Below are 15,150 nucleotides of genomic sequence, written 5' to 3' on the forward strand. Positions count from 1 at the left end.
AACTCGCGACCCCGACCTTGGCAAGGTCGTGCTCTACCAACTGAGCTATTCCCGCGTTACTGCGTTTTTTGCCATATTTCGATGGCGTCGTAATTTGCATTTCTGCGTCGTTACGGGAGGCGCATTATACGAGAATTCGATGCCCCTGCAACCCCCTGTTCATCACTTTTTTGCGTTTTTTGTTTAAATGGATATTTTCTCGCCACCTACGCCGCTGAATTGTATAAATAAGCGTCATTTCGGGCAAAATCGCTTTTTCCGCCCGCCTGAATGACGCAAAATCGCTCGCATCATACAGCGGTGGCGCGACGTAAAACGAGGCCACCACGCCGCCAAACAGGGAATTAGCATGAGAAAAGTCCTCACCGTCCTGCTGCTGAGCACGCTGGCCATCGGAACCGCGTCAGCCGAGACGCTCCATTTTGGCACCAGCACGGCCAATCCGCCGTTTGTCACCGCCAACGGCAAAAATCAGCCTGTCGGCTTCGATATCGATCTTGCCCAGGCCCTGTGCCAGCAGATGCAGGCGCAGTGCCAGTTCACGGCGCAGCGTTTCGATACGCTGATCCCGGCTTTACGCTTCAAGAAATTTGACGCGGTGATTGCCGGCATGGAAGTGATCCCGATGCGTGAGAAGCAGGTCGCCTTCAGCCGTCCCTATCGCCAGGCGCTCTCCGGGGTGGTGATCGTCAACAAAGATGTCGCCCATACCTTTGCCGACCTGAAAGCCAAAAAAGTCGGCGTGGTGAAAGGCACACTGCATCAACACTATCTGCGTGATAAACAGAAAGCCGTACAGGCTGTTCCTTACGACAACGTCGCCAGCGCCCTGGCCGCGCTGAAGGCCGGGCAAATAACCGGCGTCATGGGCGACTTCGCCACCCTCGACGCCTGGCAGCAGGAGAACCCTGACTACGCCATCATGGATGAACGGGCCACCGACCCGGCTTATTACGGTAAGCAGTATGCGATTGCGGTGCGCAAAGACGATCCGGAGCTACTGAATGCGATCAACGATGCCCTGACCGCGGTCATGGCGACGCCTGACTTCCAGCAGATGCAGCAGAAGTGGTTTAAATAACGCAGAAAGGTGTACCGGGCCGCGCACAGGGCCCGGTCGCGGTTTACAGCTTAATGAAATGCTCGCGGTAGTAAGCCAGCTCGGCGACTGATTCGCGGATATCGTCCATCGCCTGATGGGTACCCTGCTTTTTAAAGCCGTCGAGAATTTCCGGCTTCCAGCGACGCGCCAGCTCTTTCAGCGTGCTAACGTCCAGATAGCGATAGTGGAAATAGGCTTCCAGTTGCGGCATGTACTTAAACAGGAAGCGACGATCCTGGCCGATGCTGTTGCCGCAGATCGGCGACTTGCCCGCCGGCACCCACTGCTTAAGAAACTCAATGGTCGCCAGTTCGGCGTCGTGCTCGCTGACGGCGCTGGCCTTCACGCGATCCACCAGCCCGCTGCCGGTATGCGTCCGCACATTCCACTCGTCCATCAGCGCCAGCTGGGCATCCGATTGATGCACCGCGATGGTCGGCCCCTCGGCCAGAATGTTCAGGTTGGCATCGGTCACCAGGGTGGCGATTTCAATAATGCGATCGCGCTCCGGATCCAGCCCTGTCATCTCAAGATCGATCCAAATGAGGTTGTTTTCATTTGCACTCATGCTATTTTCCACCCTTCTTGCGTGACTATATTCATCTAAAATAGCGTGTATCATAGAGGTTTTGCCCCATCAGGGCGACCAGGAGCCAGTTCGATTGAGTAAAAATAAACTCTCCAAAGGCCAGCAGCGCCGCGTCAAAGCCAACCACCAGCGCCGTCTGAAAACCACTGCGGAGAAGGCCGACTACGATGACAACCTGTTTGGCGACACGTCGGAAGGCATTGTCATCAGTCGCTTTGGCATGCATGCCGACGTCGAATCCGCTGACGGCAGCGTGCATCGCTGCAATATCCGCCGGACGATCCGTTCGCTGGTCACCGGCGACCGCGTGGTCTGGCGGCCGGGTAAAGACGCCGCCGACGGCGTAAGCGTCAAAGGGATCGTCGAAGCGGTTCACGATCGCGCCTCCGTCCTGACGCGCCCGGATTTTTACGACGGCGTGAAGCCTATCGCCGCCAATATCGACCAGATCGTGGTGGTTTCCGCGATCCTGCCTGAGCTGTCGCTGAATATTATCGATCGCTATCTGGTGGCCTGCGAGGCGCAGGATATCGAGCCGTTAATCGTCCTGAACAAAATCGATCTGCTGGATGACGATGGCCTGCGCTTCGTCAATGAGCAAATGGACATCTACCGCAACATCGGTTACCGCGTACTGCTGGTCTCCAGCCGTACTCAGGACGGCCTCAAGCCGCTGGAAGCGGCCCTGACCGACCGCATCAGCATCTTCGCCGGGCAGTCCGGGGTGGGTAAATCAAGCCTGCTGAACGCCCTGCTGGGGCTGAATGAGGATCAGATCCTCACCAATGATGTCTCGGACGTTTCCGGCTTAGGCCAGCACACCACCACCGCGGCGCGCCTCTACCACTTCCCGCACGGTGGCGATGTGATTGATTCACCGGGGGTACGTGAGTTCGGCCTGTGGCATCTGGAAGCGGAACAAATCACCAACGGCTTTGTCGAATTCCATGATTATTTAGGCCGTTGCAAATATCGCGACTGTAAACACGATACCGATCCTGGCTGTGCGCTTCGCGAAGCGGTAGAGAGCGGCAAGATCGCCGAAAGCCGTTTCGAGAACTACCACCGCATCCTGGAAAGCATGGCGCAGGTACAGGTAAAAACGCGTAAAAACTTTTCCTCGACCGATGACTGACCATTAAGCTGAGCGTCACGTCAGGCGCTGCCGGGTAGCGGTGATGACGCGGCTTACGCGGATGCCATTTGGCGAGTTTTACGTATAGAATCGTCCCCTTTTTTCAGGTCCCCGCCCGCAGGCGGGGTCAGGAACGACATATCATGGCCTGGAGGCTACTTTGTTAAACGATCTTAAACTTTCACTGCAATACATTCTGCCTAAACTGTGGCTCACCCGCCTCGCAGGCTGGGGTGCGAGCAAACGCGCAGGTTGGCTGACGAAGCTGGTCATCGATCTGTTCGTGAAATACTACAAGGTCGATATGAAAGAGGCGCAGAAGCCGGATACCGCGGCCTATCGCACCTTCAACGATTTCTTTGTGCGCCCGCTGCGCGACGACGTTCGCCCGCTGAATACCGATCCTAACGTACTGGTGATGCCGGCCGACGGCGTGATCAGCCAGCTTGGTGCCATTGAGAACGATAAAATTCTGCAGGCCAAAGGCCACGACTACAGCCTGGAAGCCTTACTGGCCGGCAACTACCAGATGGCCGACCTGTTCCGTAACGGCAGCTTCGCCACCACCTATCTGTCGCCGCGCGACTATCACCGCGTGCACATGCCGTGCAACGGTATCCTGCGCGAAATGATCTACGTTCCTGGCGACCTGTTCTCCGTTAACCATCTGACGGCGCAGAACGTGCCGAACCTGTTCGCCCGTAACGAGCGCGTCATCTGCCTGTTTGATACTGAGTTTGGCCCGATGGCGCAAATTCTGGTGGGCGCGACTATCGTCGGCAGCATCGAGACCGTGTGGTCCGGCACCGTAACCCCGCCGCGCGAAGGCATTATTAAACGCTGGACCTGGCCCGCTGGCGACAGCGAAGGCTCCGTCGCCCTGCTGAAAGGCCAGGAGATGGGCCGCTTCAAACTGGGCTCCACCGTGATCAACCTGTTTGCCCCGGGCCAGGTGAAGCTGGTCGACACGCTGCAAAGCCTGTCCGTGACTAAAATCGGCCAACCGCTGGCGACAACGGTGGAAGCAACCACCGCCGCTGAACCGGCGCCGTTACCGGAAGAAGAGATCCGCGCCGAACATCGCGCCAGCCCGCTGGTTGACGATAAACAAGACCAAGGTTAATTCTTCAGCAAAAGGGTTATGCCGTGCGCCTGATATACACTTTCCTGTTGGCCTTGAGCCTCAGTTTCGGGGCGTACGCTGCGACAGCCCCGGATGCTAAACAGATAACCCAGGAACTGGAACAGGCGAAGGCGGCAAAGCCCGCCCAGCCTGAAACCGTTGAAGTTCTGCAGTCCGCCCTGAACGCGCTTGAGGAGAGAAAATCGTCTCTCGAGCGCGCCCGTCAGTATCAGGACGTTATCGACAATTTCCCCAAACTGTTTCAAAGCCTGCGTGCCCAGCTCAATAATCTGAGCGAAGAGCCGCGCCAGGTGCCAGTCGGCCTGACCGCCGATGCGCTGAACCAGGAGATCCTCCAGGTCAGCAGCCAGCTGCTGGAGTCAAGCCGTCAGGCGCAGCAGGAGCAGGATCGCGCGCGTGAAATCGCCGACTCCCTGAACCAGCTGCCGCAGCAGCAAACCGACGCCCGGCGTCAGCTCAATGAGGTTGAGCGCCGCATCGGCACGCAAACCGGCAACAATGCTCTCGCCCAGGCGCAAAATCTTGCCCTGCAGGCGGAATCGGCGCGCCTGAAGGCGCTGGTGGATGAGCTCGACCTCGCCCAGCTTTCCGCCAATAACCGCCAGGAGCTGTCGCGCGCCCGTTCTGAACTGGCGCAAAAGCAGAGCGAGCAGCTGGATGCCTATCTGCAGGCGCTGCGTAATCTGCAGAACAGCCAGCGCCAGCGGGAGGCGGAAAAAGCGCTGGAGAGTACCGAACTGCTGGCGGAGAACAGTGAAAACCTGCCGCCGGACATCACCGCCCAGTTTAAAGTCAACCGCGAACTCTCCCAGGCGCTGAACCAGCAGGCGCAGCGTATGGATCTGGTGGCGTCCCAGCAGCGGCAGGCGACGAATCAAACGCTGCAGGTGCGTCAGGCGTTAAACACCCTGCGCGAGCAGTCGCAGTGGCTGGGCTCCTCCAATCTGCTGGGCGAAGCCCTGCGCGCCCAGGTGGCGCGGCTGCCGGAGCGCCCTCGCCCGCAGCAGCTGGATACGGAAATGGCGCAGCTGCGCGTGCAGCGTCTGCGCTTTGAGGATTTACTCAGTAAGCAGCCGCAGCTGCGGCAGATCCGCCAGGCCGACGGCGAACCGCTGACCAGCGAGCAGAACAAGATCCTGCAGGCGCAGCTACGCACGCAGAACGAGCTGCTGAACTCGCTGCTGCGCGGCGGCGATACCCTGATGCTGGAGCTCACCAAGCTGAAGGTCGCCAACGGCCAGCTGGAAGACGCGCTGAAGGAGATCAACGAAGCCACCCACCGCTATCTGTTCTGGACTTCGGACGTCAGCCCCATCGGCTTCTCCTGGCCGCTGGAGATCGTCCAGGATCTGCGGCGCCTGATCTCCCTGGATACCATCAGCGAGCTGGGTAAAGCCAGCGCGATGATGCTCACCAGCAAAGAGACCCTGCTACCGCTGTTTGCCGCCCTGCTGCTGGTTGGCTTCAGCATCAGCTCGCGGCGCCATTTCACCCGCTTCCTTGAGCGCTCCAGCGCTCGGGTGGGGAAAGTCACCCAGGATCACTTCTGGCTGACGCTGCGCACGGTCTTCTGGTCGATACTGGTGGCTTCGCCGCTGCCGGTGCTGTGGATGACGCTCGGCTATGGTCTGCAGTCCGCCTGGCCCTTCCCGCTGGCGGTGGCGATTGGCGATGGGGTCACCGCGACGGTGCCTCTGCTGTGGGTGGTGATGATCTGCGCCACCTTCGCCCGGCCAAACGGGCTGTTTATCGCCCACTTCGGCTGGCCGCGTAACCGCGTGGCGAAAGCGATGCGCTACTACCTGATGAGCATCGGACTGATTGTGCCGCTGATAATGGCGCTGATCATGTTCGATAATCTTAACGACCGCGAGTTCTCCGCCTCGCTGGGCCGCCTGTGCTTCCTGCTGATCTGCGGCGCGCTGGCGGTGGTCACCCTCAGCCTTAAGCATGCCGGCATCCCGCTCTACCTGGATAAAGAGGGGAATGGCGACAATATGGTGAACCGCCTGCTGTGGAACCTGATGCTTGGCGCCCCGCTGGTAGCCATGCTGGCGGCCGCCGTCGGCTACCTCGCCACCGCTCAGGCGCTGCTGGCGCGTCTGGAAACCTCCGTCGCCATCTGGTTCCTGCTGCTGGTGGTCTATCACATTATCCGCCGCTGGATGCTGATCCAGCGGCGCCGACTGGCCTTCGACCGGGCCCGCCATCGTCGCGCGGAAATTCTCGCCCAGCGAGCCCGCGGCGAAGATGAGCCTGTTCACGTCAGCAGCCCGGAAGGGTCGGTGGAGACGGAGGTCAGCGAGGTCGATCTCGATGCCATCAGTACCCAGTCGCTGCGTCTCGTGCGCTCTCTGCTGATGCTGATCGCGCTGCTGTCAGTCATCGTGCTGTGGTCGGAAATTCACTCGGCGTTTGGCTTCCTCGAGAATATCTCGCTGTGGGACGTCACCTCGACGGTGCAGGGGGTGGAAAGCCTCGAGCCCATCACCCTTGGCGCGGTGCTGATTGCCATTCTGGTGCTGATCATCACCACTCAGCTGGTGCGCAACCTGCCGGCGCTGCTGGAGCTGGCGATCCTCCAGCACCTCGATTTAACGCCCGGCACCGGCTACGCCATCACCACCATCACCAAGTATTTGCTGATGCTGATCGGTGGGCTGGTGGGCTTCTCGATGATCGGCATTGAGTGGTCGAAGCTGCAGTGGCTGGTCGCCGCGCTGGGTGTGGGTCTCGGGTTTGGCCTGCAGGAGATCTTCGCTAACTTTATCTCCGGCCTGATTATCCTGTTTGAAAAGCCGATCCGCATCGGCGATACGGTCACCATCCGCGACCTGACGGGCAGCGTCACCCGCATCAATACCCGCGCCACCACCATCAGCGACTGGGACCGGAAAGAGATTATCGTGCCGAACAAGGCGTTCATCACCGAACAGTTTATCAACTGGTCGCTGTCGGACTCGGTCACCCGCGTGGTGTTGACGGTGCCGGCTCCGGTGGATGCCGATACCGAAGAGGTGACCAAGATCCTCATCGCCGCGGCGCATCGCTGTTCGCTGGTCATCGATACCCCGGCGCCGGAGGCGTTTCTCGTCGACCTGCAGCAGGGGATCCAGATTTTCGAGCTGCGTATTTTTGCCGCCGAGATGGGGCACCGCATGCCGCTACGCCATGAGATGCATCAGCTGATCCTGGCGGGCTTCCGCGAGCATGGCATTGATATGCCGTTCCCTCCGTTCCAGATGCGGCTGGAAAGTATCGACGGCAGGCAAAGCAGTAAAACCATGACCTCGGCCGGGAAAACCAGCCGACGTACGGCTGGCAGCCTGTAGGCCATACCCTGCCCGGCGGCGGCGCCGGGCAGGCTTTCTAGCTCGCCATCAGGCGCGGTCGACCGTAAAGGCGATCACTTCGCCGATGCTTTCAGCGCCCAGCGCCAGCATCACCACGCGATCAACGCCCAATGCCACGCCGGAGCAGTCCGGCAGACCTGCCTCCAGCGCCGCCAGCAGGTTGTTATCGATGGGCTGCTGCGGGAGGCCGCGCGCGGCCCGCTTGCGATTGTCCTGCTCAAAGCGCAGGCGCTGCTCATGGGCGTCGGTCAGTTCGTGGAAACCATTCGCCAGCTCAATTCCTTTGTAATAGACCTCGAAGCGCTCAGCGACCCGATGATCTTCCGGGCTGATCTGCGCTAAAGAGGCCTGAGTCGCCGGGAAATGATAAATGAACGTCGGCCGATCTTTGCCGATGTGCGGCTCCACGCCCATGGTGAACAGCAGTTGCAGCAGCGTGTCGCGATCTTCTTCAGTATCGGCGATATTGCTCAGATCCAGCTTCGCCGCGACTTCGCGCAGCTGCGCTTTATCGGCAGAGAGCGGGTCAATATCCAGATGACGCTGGAACGCCTGCTGATAGGAGAGGCTTTCCGCCGGCTGGCACTCCAGCACCTGCTGCAGCAGATCGTCCACCTCGTTGATCAGACGATACATGTCATAGCACGGACGATACCACTCCAGCATGGTGAATTCCGGATTGTGATGCCGCCCCATCTCTTCATTACGGAAGCTGCGGCACAGCTGGAAAACCGGGCCGCAGCCCGCCGCCAGCAGGCGCTTCATATGGTATTCCGGACTGGTCATCAGGTACAGATTGAGTCCCTGTGAGTGGCCCGGGCCGACGAAACGGGTTTCAAACGGGAACAAATGGATATCCGTTACCGTCGCCTGACTCATGCAAGGCGTCTCCACCTCCAGCACGCCGCGATCGGTAAAGAACCGGCGGATTTCCGCCATCACCGCCGCGCGTTTCAACAGATTGGGAATGGGTGCGCTCGGCTGCCAGGTTGCCGTCTCGCTCATGGTACTTTCTCCGATTGCAAACAAGGGCACGAAGTCTACTCGCAACCGGCGAGTGAAACAAATTTTGTGCAATCCCCGGCAGATTACATGCCATTAATCTATCGTTAACCTAAATGCATAAATATCACTGATAAATAACCGCACATATCGATAAAAAAATCGAACACGTCAATTTTCCATACTGACCCTACGGCTATACTCCTGTACCTATAAAGGAGCAGTGATACTTTTTCGCCAGCCCGGCGGCGAAATACACTAAAACTGGAGGAATGTCGTGCACACTTTTCAAGCCGATCTCGCCGTAATTGGCGCCGGCGGGGCAGGCCTTCGCGCCGCTATCGCCGCCGCCCAGGCCAACCCCAATGCCAAAATCGCCCTGATTTCTAAAGTCTATCCGATGCGCAGCCATACGGTCGCTGCAGAAGGGGGGTCCGCAGCCGTTGCCCAGGATCACGATAGCTTTGAGTACCATTTTCACGACACCGTCGCCGGAGGCGACTGGCTGTGCGAGCAGGATGTCGTCGACTATTTCGTTCACCACTGCCCGACGGAAATGACCCAGCTGGAACAGTGGGGATGCCCGTGGAGCCGCCGCCCTGACGGCAGCGTTAACGTCCGGCGCTTCGGTGGCATGAAGATCGAACGTACCTGGTTTGCCGCCGATAAAACCGGCTTCCACATGCTGCATACCCTCTTCCAGACCTCCCTTCAGTTTCCCCAAATTCAACGCTTTGATGAACATTTCGTCCTTGATCTGCTGGTCGATGACGGCCAGGCCCGCGGCCTGGTGGCGATGAATATGATGGAAGGCACGCTGGTGCAGATCCGCGCCAACGCGGTGGTGCTGGCCACCGGCGGCGCCGGACGCGTCTATCGCTACAACACCAACGGCGGCATCGTTACCGGTGACGGGATGGGGATGGCGCTGGGCCACGGCGTGCCGCTGCGCGATATGGAATTCGTGCAGTATCACCCGACCGGCCTGCCGGGCTCCGGGATCCTGATGACCGAAGGCTGCCGCGGTGAAGGCGGGATTCTGGTCAACAAAAACGGCTATCGCTATCTGCAGGATTACGGCATGGGCCCGGAAACCCCGCTCGGCGAACCGAAGAACAAATATATGGAGCTGGGCCCACGCGACAAAGTGTCCCAGGCCTTCTGGCACGAATGGCGGAAAGGGAACACCATTCCCACGCCGCGCGGCGACGTGGTCTACCTCGATCTGCGCCACCTCGGCGAGAAAAAGCTGCTGGAGCGCCTGCCGTTTATCTGTGAGCTGGCGAAAGCCTACGTCGGCGTCGACCCGGTGAAAGAACCGATTCCGGTACGCCCGACCGCGCACTACACCATGGGCGGCATCGAAACCGATCAACAGTGCGAAACCCGCATCAAAGGGCTGTTTGCCGTGGGCGAATGCTCGTCCGTTGGTCTGCACGGCGCCAACCGCCTGGGCTCCAACTCGCTGGCCGAGCTGGTGGTCTTCGGCCGCCTGGCCGGGGAACAGGCCATGCAGCGCGCCGCGCAAGCGGGCGAGACGAACGGCTCCGCCCTCGATGCGCAGGCTGCCGATGTGGAGCGTCGTCTGAAAGATCTCGTCAACCAGGAGGGTAACGAAAACTGGGCGAAAATCCGCGACGAAATGGGGCTCTCGATGGAGGAAGGCTGCGGCATCTACCGGACGCCAGAGCTGATGCAGAAAACTATCGACAAGCTGGCTGAGCTGCAGGAGCGCTTTAAGCGCGTGCGCATTACCGACAACTCCAGCGTATTCAACACCGATCTGCTTTACACCATTGAGCTGGGACACGGTTTAAACGTTGCCGAATGTATGGCGCACTCGGCCATCGCCCGTAAAGAATCGCGCGGTGCGCACCAGCGTCTGGATGAAGGCTGTACCGAACGCGACGACGTCAACTTCCTCAAACATACGCTCGCCTTCCGCGAGGCTGATGGCACCACCCGCCTGGAATATGGCGATGTGAAGATCACCACGCTGCCGCCGGCGAAACGTGTTTATGGCGCTGAGGCGGAAGCGGCTGAGAAGAAGGAGACCACCCATGGCTGAGATGAAAAACCTGAAAGTCGAAGTGGTGCGTTACAACCCGGAGGTCGACACGGCACCGCACAGCGCGTTCTATGACGTGCCTTACGATGAGCAGACCTCGCTGCTGGACGCGCTGGGCTACATTAAAGACAACCTGGCGCCCGACCTGAGCTACCGCTGGTCCTGCCGGATGGCGATCTGCGGCTCCTGCGGCATGATGGTCAATAAGGTACCGAAGCTGGCCTGTAAAACCTTCCTGCGGGATTACACCAAAGGCATCAAGGTTGAAGCGCTGGCCAACTTCCCGATCGAGCGCGATCTGGTAGTGGATATGACCCACTTTATCGAAAGTCTGGAGGCCATTAAGCCGTATATCATCGGCAATAACCGCACCCCGGACCAGGGACCAAACAAGCAGACGCCGGCCCAGATGGCCAAATACCATCAGTTCTCCGGCTGTATCAACTGCGGACTGTGCTATGCCGCCTGTCCGCAGTTCGGCCTGAATCCGGAGTTTATCGGCCCGGCGGCGATCACCCTCGCACACCGCTATAACGAAGACAGCCGCGACCACGGCAAAAAGGAACGCATGGCGCAGCTTAACGGCCAGAACGGCGTCTGGACCTGTACTTTCGTGGGCTACTGCTCGGAAGTGTGTCCGAAGCACGTCGACCCGGCGGCCGCGATCCAGCAGGGCAAGGTGGAAAGTTCGAAAGACTTTCTTATCGCCACCCTGAAACCACGCTAAGGAGTGCATTATGACGACGAAACGCAAACCCTACGTGCGGCCGATGACCTCCACCTGGTGGAAAAAGCTGCCGTTTTATCGCTTCTACATGGTGCGGGAAGGCACGGCGGTACCGACGGTCTGGTTTAGCATTGTGCTGATTTACGGGCTGTTTGCCCTCAAGCACGGCGCCGAAAGCTGGGCGGGATATATCGGATTCCTGCAAAATCCAGTGGTGGTGATCCTCAATCTGATCACCCTGGCGGCGGCGCTGCTGCACACCAAAACCTGGTTCGAGCTGGCGCCGAAAGCCGCCAACGTCATCATCAAAGGCGAAAAAATGGGGCCAGAGCCGGTGATTAAAGGTCTCTGGGTGGTGACGGCGGTGGTCACCGTGGTGATCCTGTTTGTCGCCCTGTTCTGGTAAGGAGGCTGAGATGATTAATCCCAATCCGAAACGTTCCGATGAACCCGTTTTCTGGGGGCTGTTTGGCGCTGGCGGCATGTGGGGCGCGATTGTCGCGCCGGTGATGGTGCTGCTGGTGGGCATTTTGCTGCCGCTGGGGCTCGCCCCGGCCGACGCCTTCAGCTATGAGCGCGTGCTGGCCTTTGCCCAAAGCTTTATCGGCCGCGCGTTCATCTTTCTGATGATTGTCCTGCCGCTGTGGTGTGGGCTGCATCGTATTCACCACGCCATGCACGACCTGAAAATCCATGTGCCAAACGGCAAATGGGTCTTCTACGGTCTGGCGGCGATCCTCAGCGTCATTACTCTCGTTGGCGTACTGTTTATCTGATCCTGCAAGAGCCCGGCAGCAATTCTGCTACCGGGCTCGCTTCATAGAAAAATCTTGCCGCCTTTGCCCTGCCGGACTCTACACTTAGCTTAAAAGCCAGCAAGGAGCATACCATGCGTATCCTGCCGATAATCACCGCGGTCGCCGTCTCGTTCCTGTCTGTCGCCTGCAGCACCCCTGCCCCGCCGCCGGGCGTCACCGTGGTCACCCCCTTCGACGTTCAGCGCTATCTGGGTACCTGGTACGAAATCGCCCGCTTCGACCATCCTTTTGAAAGCGGGCTTGAAAAGGTCACGATCGCCTGGCAGCCGCGCGATGACGGCGGTCTGGACGTGGTCAATAAAGGCTATAACCCCGACCGCGACATGTGGCAGAAAACGAACGGGGTGGCGTATTTTACCGGCGAACCCAGCCGCGCCGCGCTGAAGATCTCCTTCTTCGGCCCCTTCTATGGCAGCTATAACGTCATTGCGCTGGATAAGGAGTATCGGTACGCGCTGGTCTGCGGCCCCGACCGCGACTATCTCTGGCTACTGGCGCGAGCCCCCACCATCGCCCCGGAAGTCAGGCAGCAGATGCTGGATATTGCCACCCGGCAGGGTTTTGATATCAGCAAACTGGTCTGGGTCAATCAGCGCTACAACTAGTGCGCGCTGATCTTCAGGCCAATGATGCCGACCACGATGCAGACAAGACTGGCGATACGCATAGCGCTGGCGGATTCACCTAACAGTACGATACCGGTCACAGCGGCGCCCACGGCGCCGATCCCCGTCCAGACGGCGTAAGCGGTACCCACCGGCAGGGTTTTCATCGCCCATGAAAGCAGCGCCATGCTGACGACCATCGCGACGATGGTGATGACGCTGGGAACCAGACGGCTAAAGCCATGGGTATATTTCAGGCCGACGGCCCACACCACTTCCAGCAGGCCAGCGATAAATAAGACTATCCAGGACATAAGGCTCCTTTGCTGGGGCCGTCCCCGGATGAGAAACGCTTACGGGTCGTCCCGTAAGGTGGATGAAAAGTCGTAGTGAGTATATCCAACAGAATGGGGGAAGTGAAGAACGGTACGGCGCAAAACCGTACCGTCGAAGGCTGTTATTGCTGAGCTTTGGTTGCTGCGCCAGAGATTGCGCTGCCGCCCTCTGAAATATCCTGACCCACACCGCGCGTGGTGTTACAAGCGGTCAGTGCTGAGGAGAGGACCAAAACCGTAAAGAACGCTGCAATCGTTTTTTTCACCATAATGTCATCCTTAGTGTCAGTTTTGTTTTCATGCCCTATAAGCATAGACAAACCGTCCACAGATGAAGGGATCTTTGCGTTTTTTAAGAGAAAAGGAGTATTCGTGAAGGAAGCAGGCGCACTGGAAGGCGAGCGCGGCAGGCGAAACGGAAGGAAGTCAGCTTACAGCGCGAGAGATGGCGTGGCCCAGGCCCTGAATATCTTCACCGAAACCGCGGGCGGTATTGCAGCCAGACAGCAGTGCGCTGCTCAGAAACAGTAACGCCAGGAGTTTTACGCTGCGCTTCATGTGTCGTGCTCGTCGTGCCAGTACAGAAAGAGCAGCGCAGCACAGAGGCTGCGCCAGTCATCATGACGTGAAATTACTTCACGCGGGATACGTATTCGCCAGAGCGAGTATCCACTTTGATCACTTCGCCAATCTGGACGAACAGCGGCACTTTAACCACAGCGCCAGTAGACAGGGTCGCTGGTTTACCACCAGTACCCGCGGTGTCGCCTTTCAGACCTGGGTCGGTTTCAACGATTTCCAGCTCAACGAAGTTCGGCGGGGTGACCGCGATCGGCTGGCCGTTCCACAGGGTCACGATGCACTCAGCCTGATCCAGCAGCCATTTGGCATTGTCACCGATCGCTTTCGCGTCAGCAGACAGCTGTTCGAAGGTTTCGTTGTTCATGAAGTGCCAGAACTCACCGTCGTTATACAGGTAAGTCAGGTTCATATCGACAACGTCCGCGCCTTCTGCAGAATCAGTAGATTTGAAGGTTTTCTCAACGCGGGTGCCGGTCAGCAGACGGCGCAGCTTAACGCGCGCAAACGCCTGACCTTTACCTGGTTTAACGAATTCGCTGGCTTCTACCGCATAAGGTTCGCCATCTAACATGATTTTAAGACCAGCACGAAAATCGTTGCTATAGTAAGTCGCCATAAGGCCCTCTGAAATTGTTTAACTGGTAGCTAAGCCACAAAATGGCGCATATTGTAACCCTAAATACCCCATCCAGAGAAGATTGGATAACGCAACTTGCCAATGTTGTGACCAGTCCTGATGAACTGCTGCGTCTTTTAAATGTAGACGCTGATGAAAAACTGCTGGCCGGACATGAGGCCAGACGCCTGTTCCCGCTGCGAGTCCCGCGCGCGTTTATTGCCCGAATGGAGAAAGGCAACCCTGACGATCCGCTGCTTCGTCAGGTACTTACCGCCGAAGAGGAGTTTATCGTCGCCCCCGGCTACTCCACCGATCCGCTGGAAGAACAGCACAGCGTCGTGCCCGGCCTGTTGCACAAATATCGCAACCGGGCCCTGCTGTTGGTGAAAGGCGGTTGCGCGGTCAATTGCCGTTACTGCTTCCGCCGCCACTTCCCTTATGCCGAAAATCAGGGCACCAGGCGCAACTGGCAGACGGCAATGAACTATATCGCTGAGCATCCGCAGCTTGATGAAATCATCTTCTCCGGCGGCGACCCGTTGATGGCGAAGGACCATGAGCTTGACTGGCTAATGACCCAGCTGGAAGCCATTCCGCACGTTAAGCGTCTGCGTATTCACAGCCGCTTGCCAATCGTGATCCCGGCGCGTATCACCGAGACGCTGACCAGCCGCTTCCACCGTTCGTCGCTGCAGGTGATCCTGGTTAACCACGTCAACCACGCTAATGAAATTGACGGCGAGTTTCGCGCGGCGATGGCCATGCTGCGTCAGGCGGGCGTCACGCTGCTTAACCAGAGCGTGCTGCTGCGCGGGGTGAATGATAACGCGCAAACCCTGGCCGATCTCAGCAATGCGCTGTTCAATGCCGGGGTAATGCCCTACTACCTGCACGTGCTGGACCGGGTACAAGGGGCGGCACACTTTATGGTCAGCGATGATGAAGCCCGTGAAATCATGCGTGAACTGTTGACCCTCATCTCCGGCTATATGGTGCCGAAGCTGGCGCGAGAGATCGGCGGCGAACCCAGCAAGACGCCGCTGGATTTAGGTCTGAAGCAGCGTTAGCTCC

The 15,150-nt window shown here is 58.7% G+C and carries 16 protein-coding genes; 10 read left to right on the forward strand and 6 right to left on the reverse strand.

Translation table 11 applies throughout. The features are described from left to right. Positions 1-349: 349 nt before the first annotated feature. Positions 350-1,081: a transporter substrate-binding domain-containing protein gene (locus ABLV52_RS00885; RefSeq protein ID WP_348889885.1), complete on the forward strand. Its 732-nt coding sequence runs from the start codon at positions 350-352 to the stop codon at positions 1,079-1,081. A gap of 43 nt (positions 1,082-1,124) precedes the next feature. Here the strand turns inward: ABLV52_RS00885 and orn are convergent, their stop codons facing one another. Next, positions 1,125-1,670 (reverse strand): oligoribonuclease, encoded by a 546-nt coding sequence (orn, locus tag ABLV52_RS00890; protein ID WP_004206435.1) that lies wholly within the window; start codon positions 1,668-1,670, stop codon positions 1,125-1,127. Between the two features lie 94 nt (positions 1,671-1,764). On the opposite strand from orn, the gene rsgA reads away from it, so the two are divergent. The 3 genes from rsgA (at position 1,765) to mscM (ending at position 7,302) form a co-directional block, all read left to right on the forward strand. Continuing rightward, the gene (rsgA, locus tag ABLV52_RS00895; protein ID WP_023291707.1) at positions 1,765-2,826 is read left to right on the forward strand and encodes a small ribosomal subunit biogenesis GTPase RsgA; all 1,062 of its coding nucleotides are present in this window, start codon (positions 1,765-1,767) and stop codon (positions 2,824-2,826) included. 160 nt (positions 2,827-2,986) lie between these two features. Beyond that, entirely contained in the window at positions 2,987-3,949 is a 963-nt protein-coding gene (gene asd, locus ABLV52_RS00900) for an archaetidylserine decarboxylase (RefSeq protein WP_004206431.1), read from the forward strand. A 23-nt stretch (positions 3,950-3,972) separates the two neighbouring features. Further along, positions 3,973-7,302, forward strand: coding sequence for a miniconductance mechanosensitive channel MscM (mscM, locus tag ABLV52_RS00905; protein ID WP_017900929.1), 3,330 nt, complete (start codon positions 3,973-3,975; stop codon positions 7,300-7,302). 48 nt (positions 7,303-7,350) lie between these two features. Here the strand turns inward: mscM and epmA are convergent, their stop codons facing one another. Next, a complete protein-coding gene (gene epmA, locus ABLV52_RS00910; protein ID WP_004206428.1) occupies positions 7,351-8,328 on the reverse strand; it encodes an elongation factor P--(R)-beta-lysine ligase in 978 nt (325 codons plus the stop codon). Between the two features lie 274 nt (positions 8,329-8,602). Here epmA and frdA point away from each other — a divergent pair, with 274 nt between their 5' ends. The 5 genes from frdA (at position 8,603) to ABLV52_RS00935 (ending at position 12,543) form a co-directional block, all read left to right on the forward strand. Beyond that, positions 8,603-10,393 (forward strand): fumarate reductase (quinol) flavoprotein subunit, encoded by a 1,791-nt coding sequence (gene frdA, locus ABLV52_RS00915; RefSeq protein ID WP_032454622.1) that lies wholly within the window; start codon positions 8,603-8,605, stop codon positions 10,391-10,393. Next, on the forward strand, positions 10,386-11,120 hold the full coding sequence (frdB, locus tag ABLV52_RS00920) for a fumarate reductase iron-sulfur protein (protein WP_004177729.1): 735 nt from the start codon (positions 10,386-10,388) through the stop codon (positions 11,118-11,120). Before frdA ends, frdB begins: the two co-directional genes overlap by 8 nt. A gap of 10 nt (positions 11,121-11,130) precedes the next feature. Further along, entirely contained in the window at positions 11,131-11,526 is a 396-nt protein-coding gene (frdC, locus tag ABLV52_RS00925; protein WP_002885530.1) for a fumarate reductase subunit FrdC, read from the forward strand. A gap of 10 nt (positions 11,527-11,536) precedes the next feature. Continuing rightward, complete coding sequence (frdD, locus tag ABLV52_RS00930; RefSeq protein WP_002885526.1) at positions 11,537-11,896, forward strand: fumarate reductase subunit FrdD; 360 nt, start codon at positions 11,537-11,539, stop codon at positions 11,894-11,896. 113 nt (positions 11,897-12,009) lie between these two features. Then, positions 12,010-12,543 carry a lipocalin family protein gene (locus tag ABLV52_RS00935; RefSeq protein WP_101976666.1) on the forward strand — a complete coding sequence of 178 codons (534 nt, stop codon included), beginning with the start codon at positions 12,010-12,012 and terminating at the stop codon, positions 12,541-12,543. On the opposite strand, the gene sugE is transcribed toward ABLV52_RS00935, so the two are convergent. The 4 genes from sugE to efp all read right to left on the reverse strand — a co-directional run bounded on the left by sugE (position 12,540) and on the right by efp (position 14,076). After that, entirely contained in the window at positions 12,540-12,857 is a 318-nt protein-coding gene (gene sugE / locus ABLV52_RS00940; protein WP_004206425.1) for a quaternary ammonium compound efflux SMR transporter SugE, read from the reverse strand. The genes ABLV52_RS00935 and sugE overlap by 4 nt on opposite strands. Positions 12,858-13,000: 143 nt before the next feature. Further along, positions 13,001-13,147 carry a lipoprotein toxin entericidin B gene (gene ecnB, locus ABLV52_RS00945; protein WP_004206423.1) on the reverse strand — a complete coding sequence of 49 codons (147 nt, stop codon included), beginning with the start codon at positions 13,145-13,147 and terminating at the stop codon, positions 13,001-13,003. A gap of 157 nt (positions 13,148-13,304) precedes the next feature. Next, on the reverse strand, positions 13,305-13,436 hold the full coding sequence (locus ABLV52_RS00950; RefSeq protein ID WP_004206422.1) for an entericidin A/B family lipoprotein: 132 nt from the start codon (positions 13,434-13,436) through the stop codon (positions 13,305-13,307). A gap of 73 nt (positions 13,437-13,509) precedes the next feature. Then, complete coding sequence (gene efp / locus ABLV52_RS00955; protein WP_004206421.1) at positions 13,510-14,076, reverse strand: elongation factor P; 567 nt, start codon at positions 14,074-14,076, stop codon at positions 13,510-13,512. A 41-nt stretch (positions 14,077-14,117) separates the two neighbouring features. On the opposite strand from efp, the gene epmB reads away from it, so the two are divergent. Continuing rightward, positions 14,118-15,146 (forward strand): EF-P beta-lysylation protein EpmB, encoded by a 1,029-nt coding sequence (gene epmB, locus ABLV52_RS00960; protein WP_117145837.1) that lies wholly within the window; start codon positions 14,118-14,120, stop codon positions 15,144-15,146. Positions 15,147-15,150: the final 4 nt, after the last annotated feature.

Source organism: Klebsiella sp. GB_Kp056, from assembly GCF_040064755.1.
In the GTDB taxonomy this organism is placed as follows: Bacteria; Pseudomonadota; Gammaproteobacteria; order Enterobacterales; family Enterobacteriaceae; genus Klebsiella; species Klebsiella quasipneumoniae.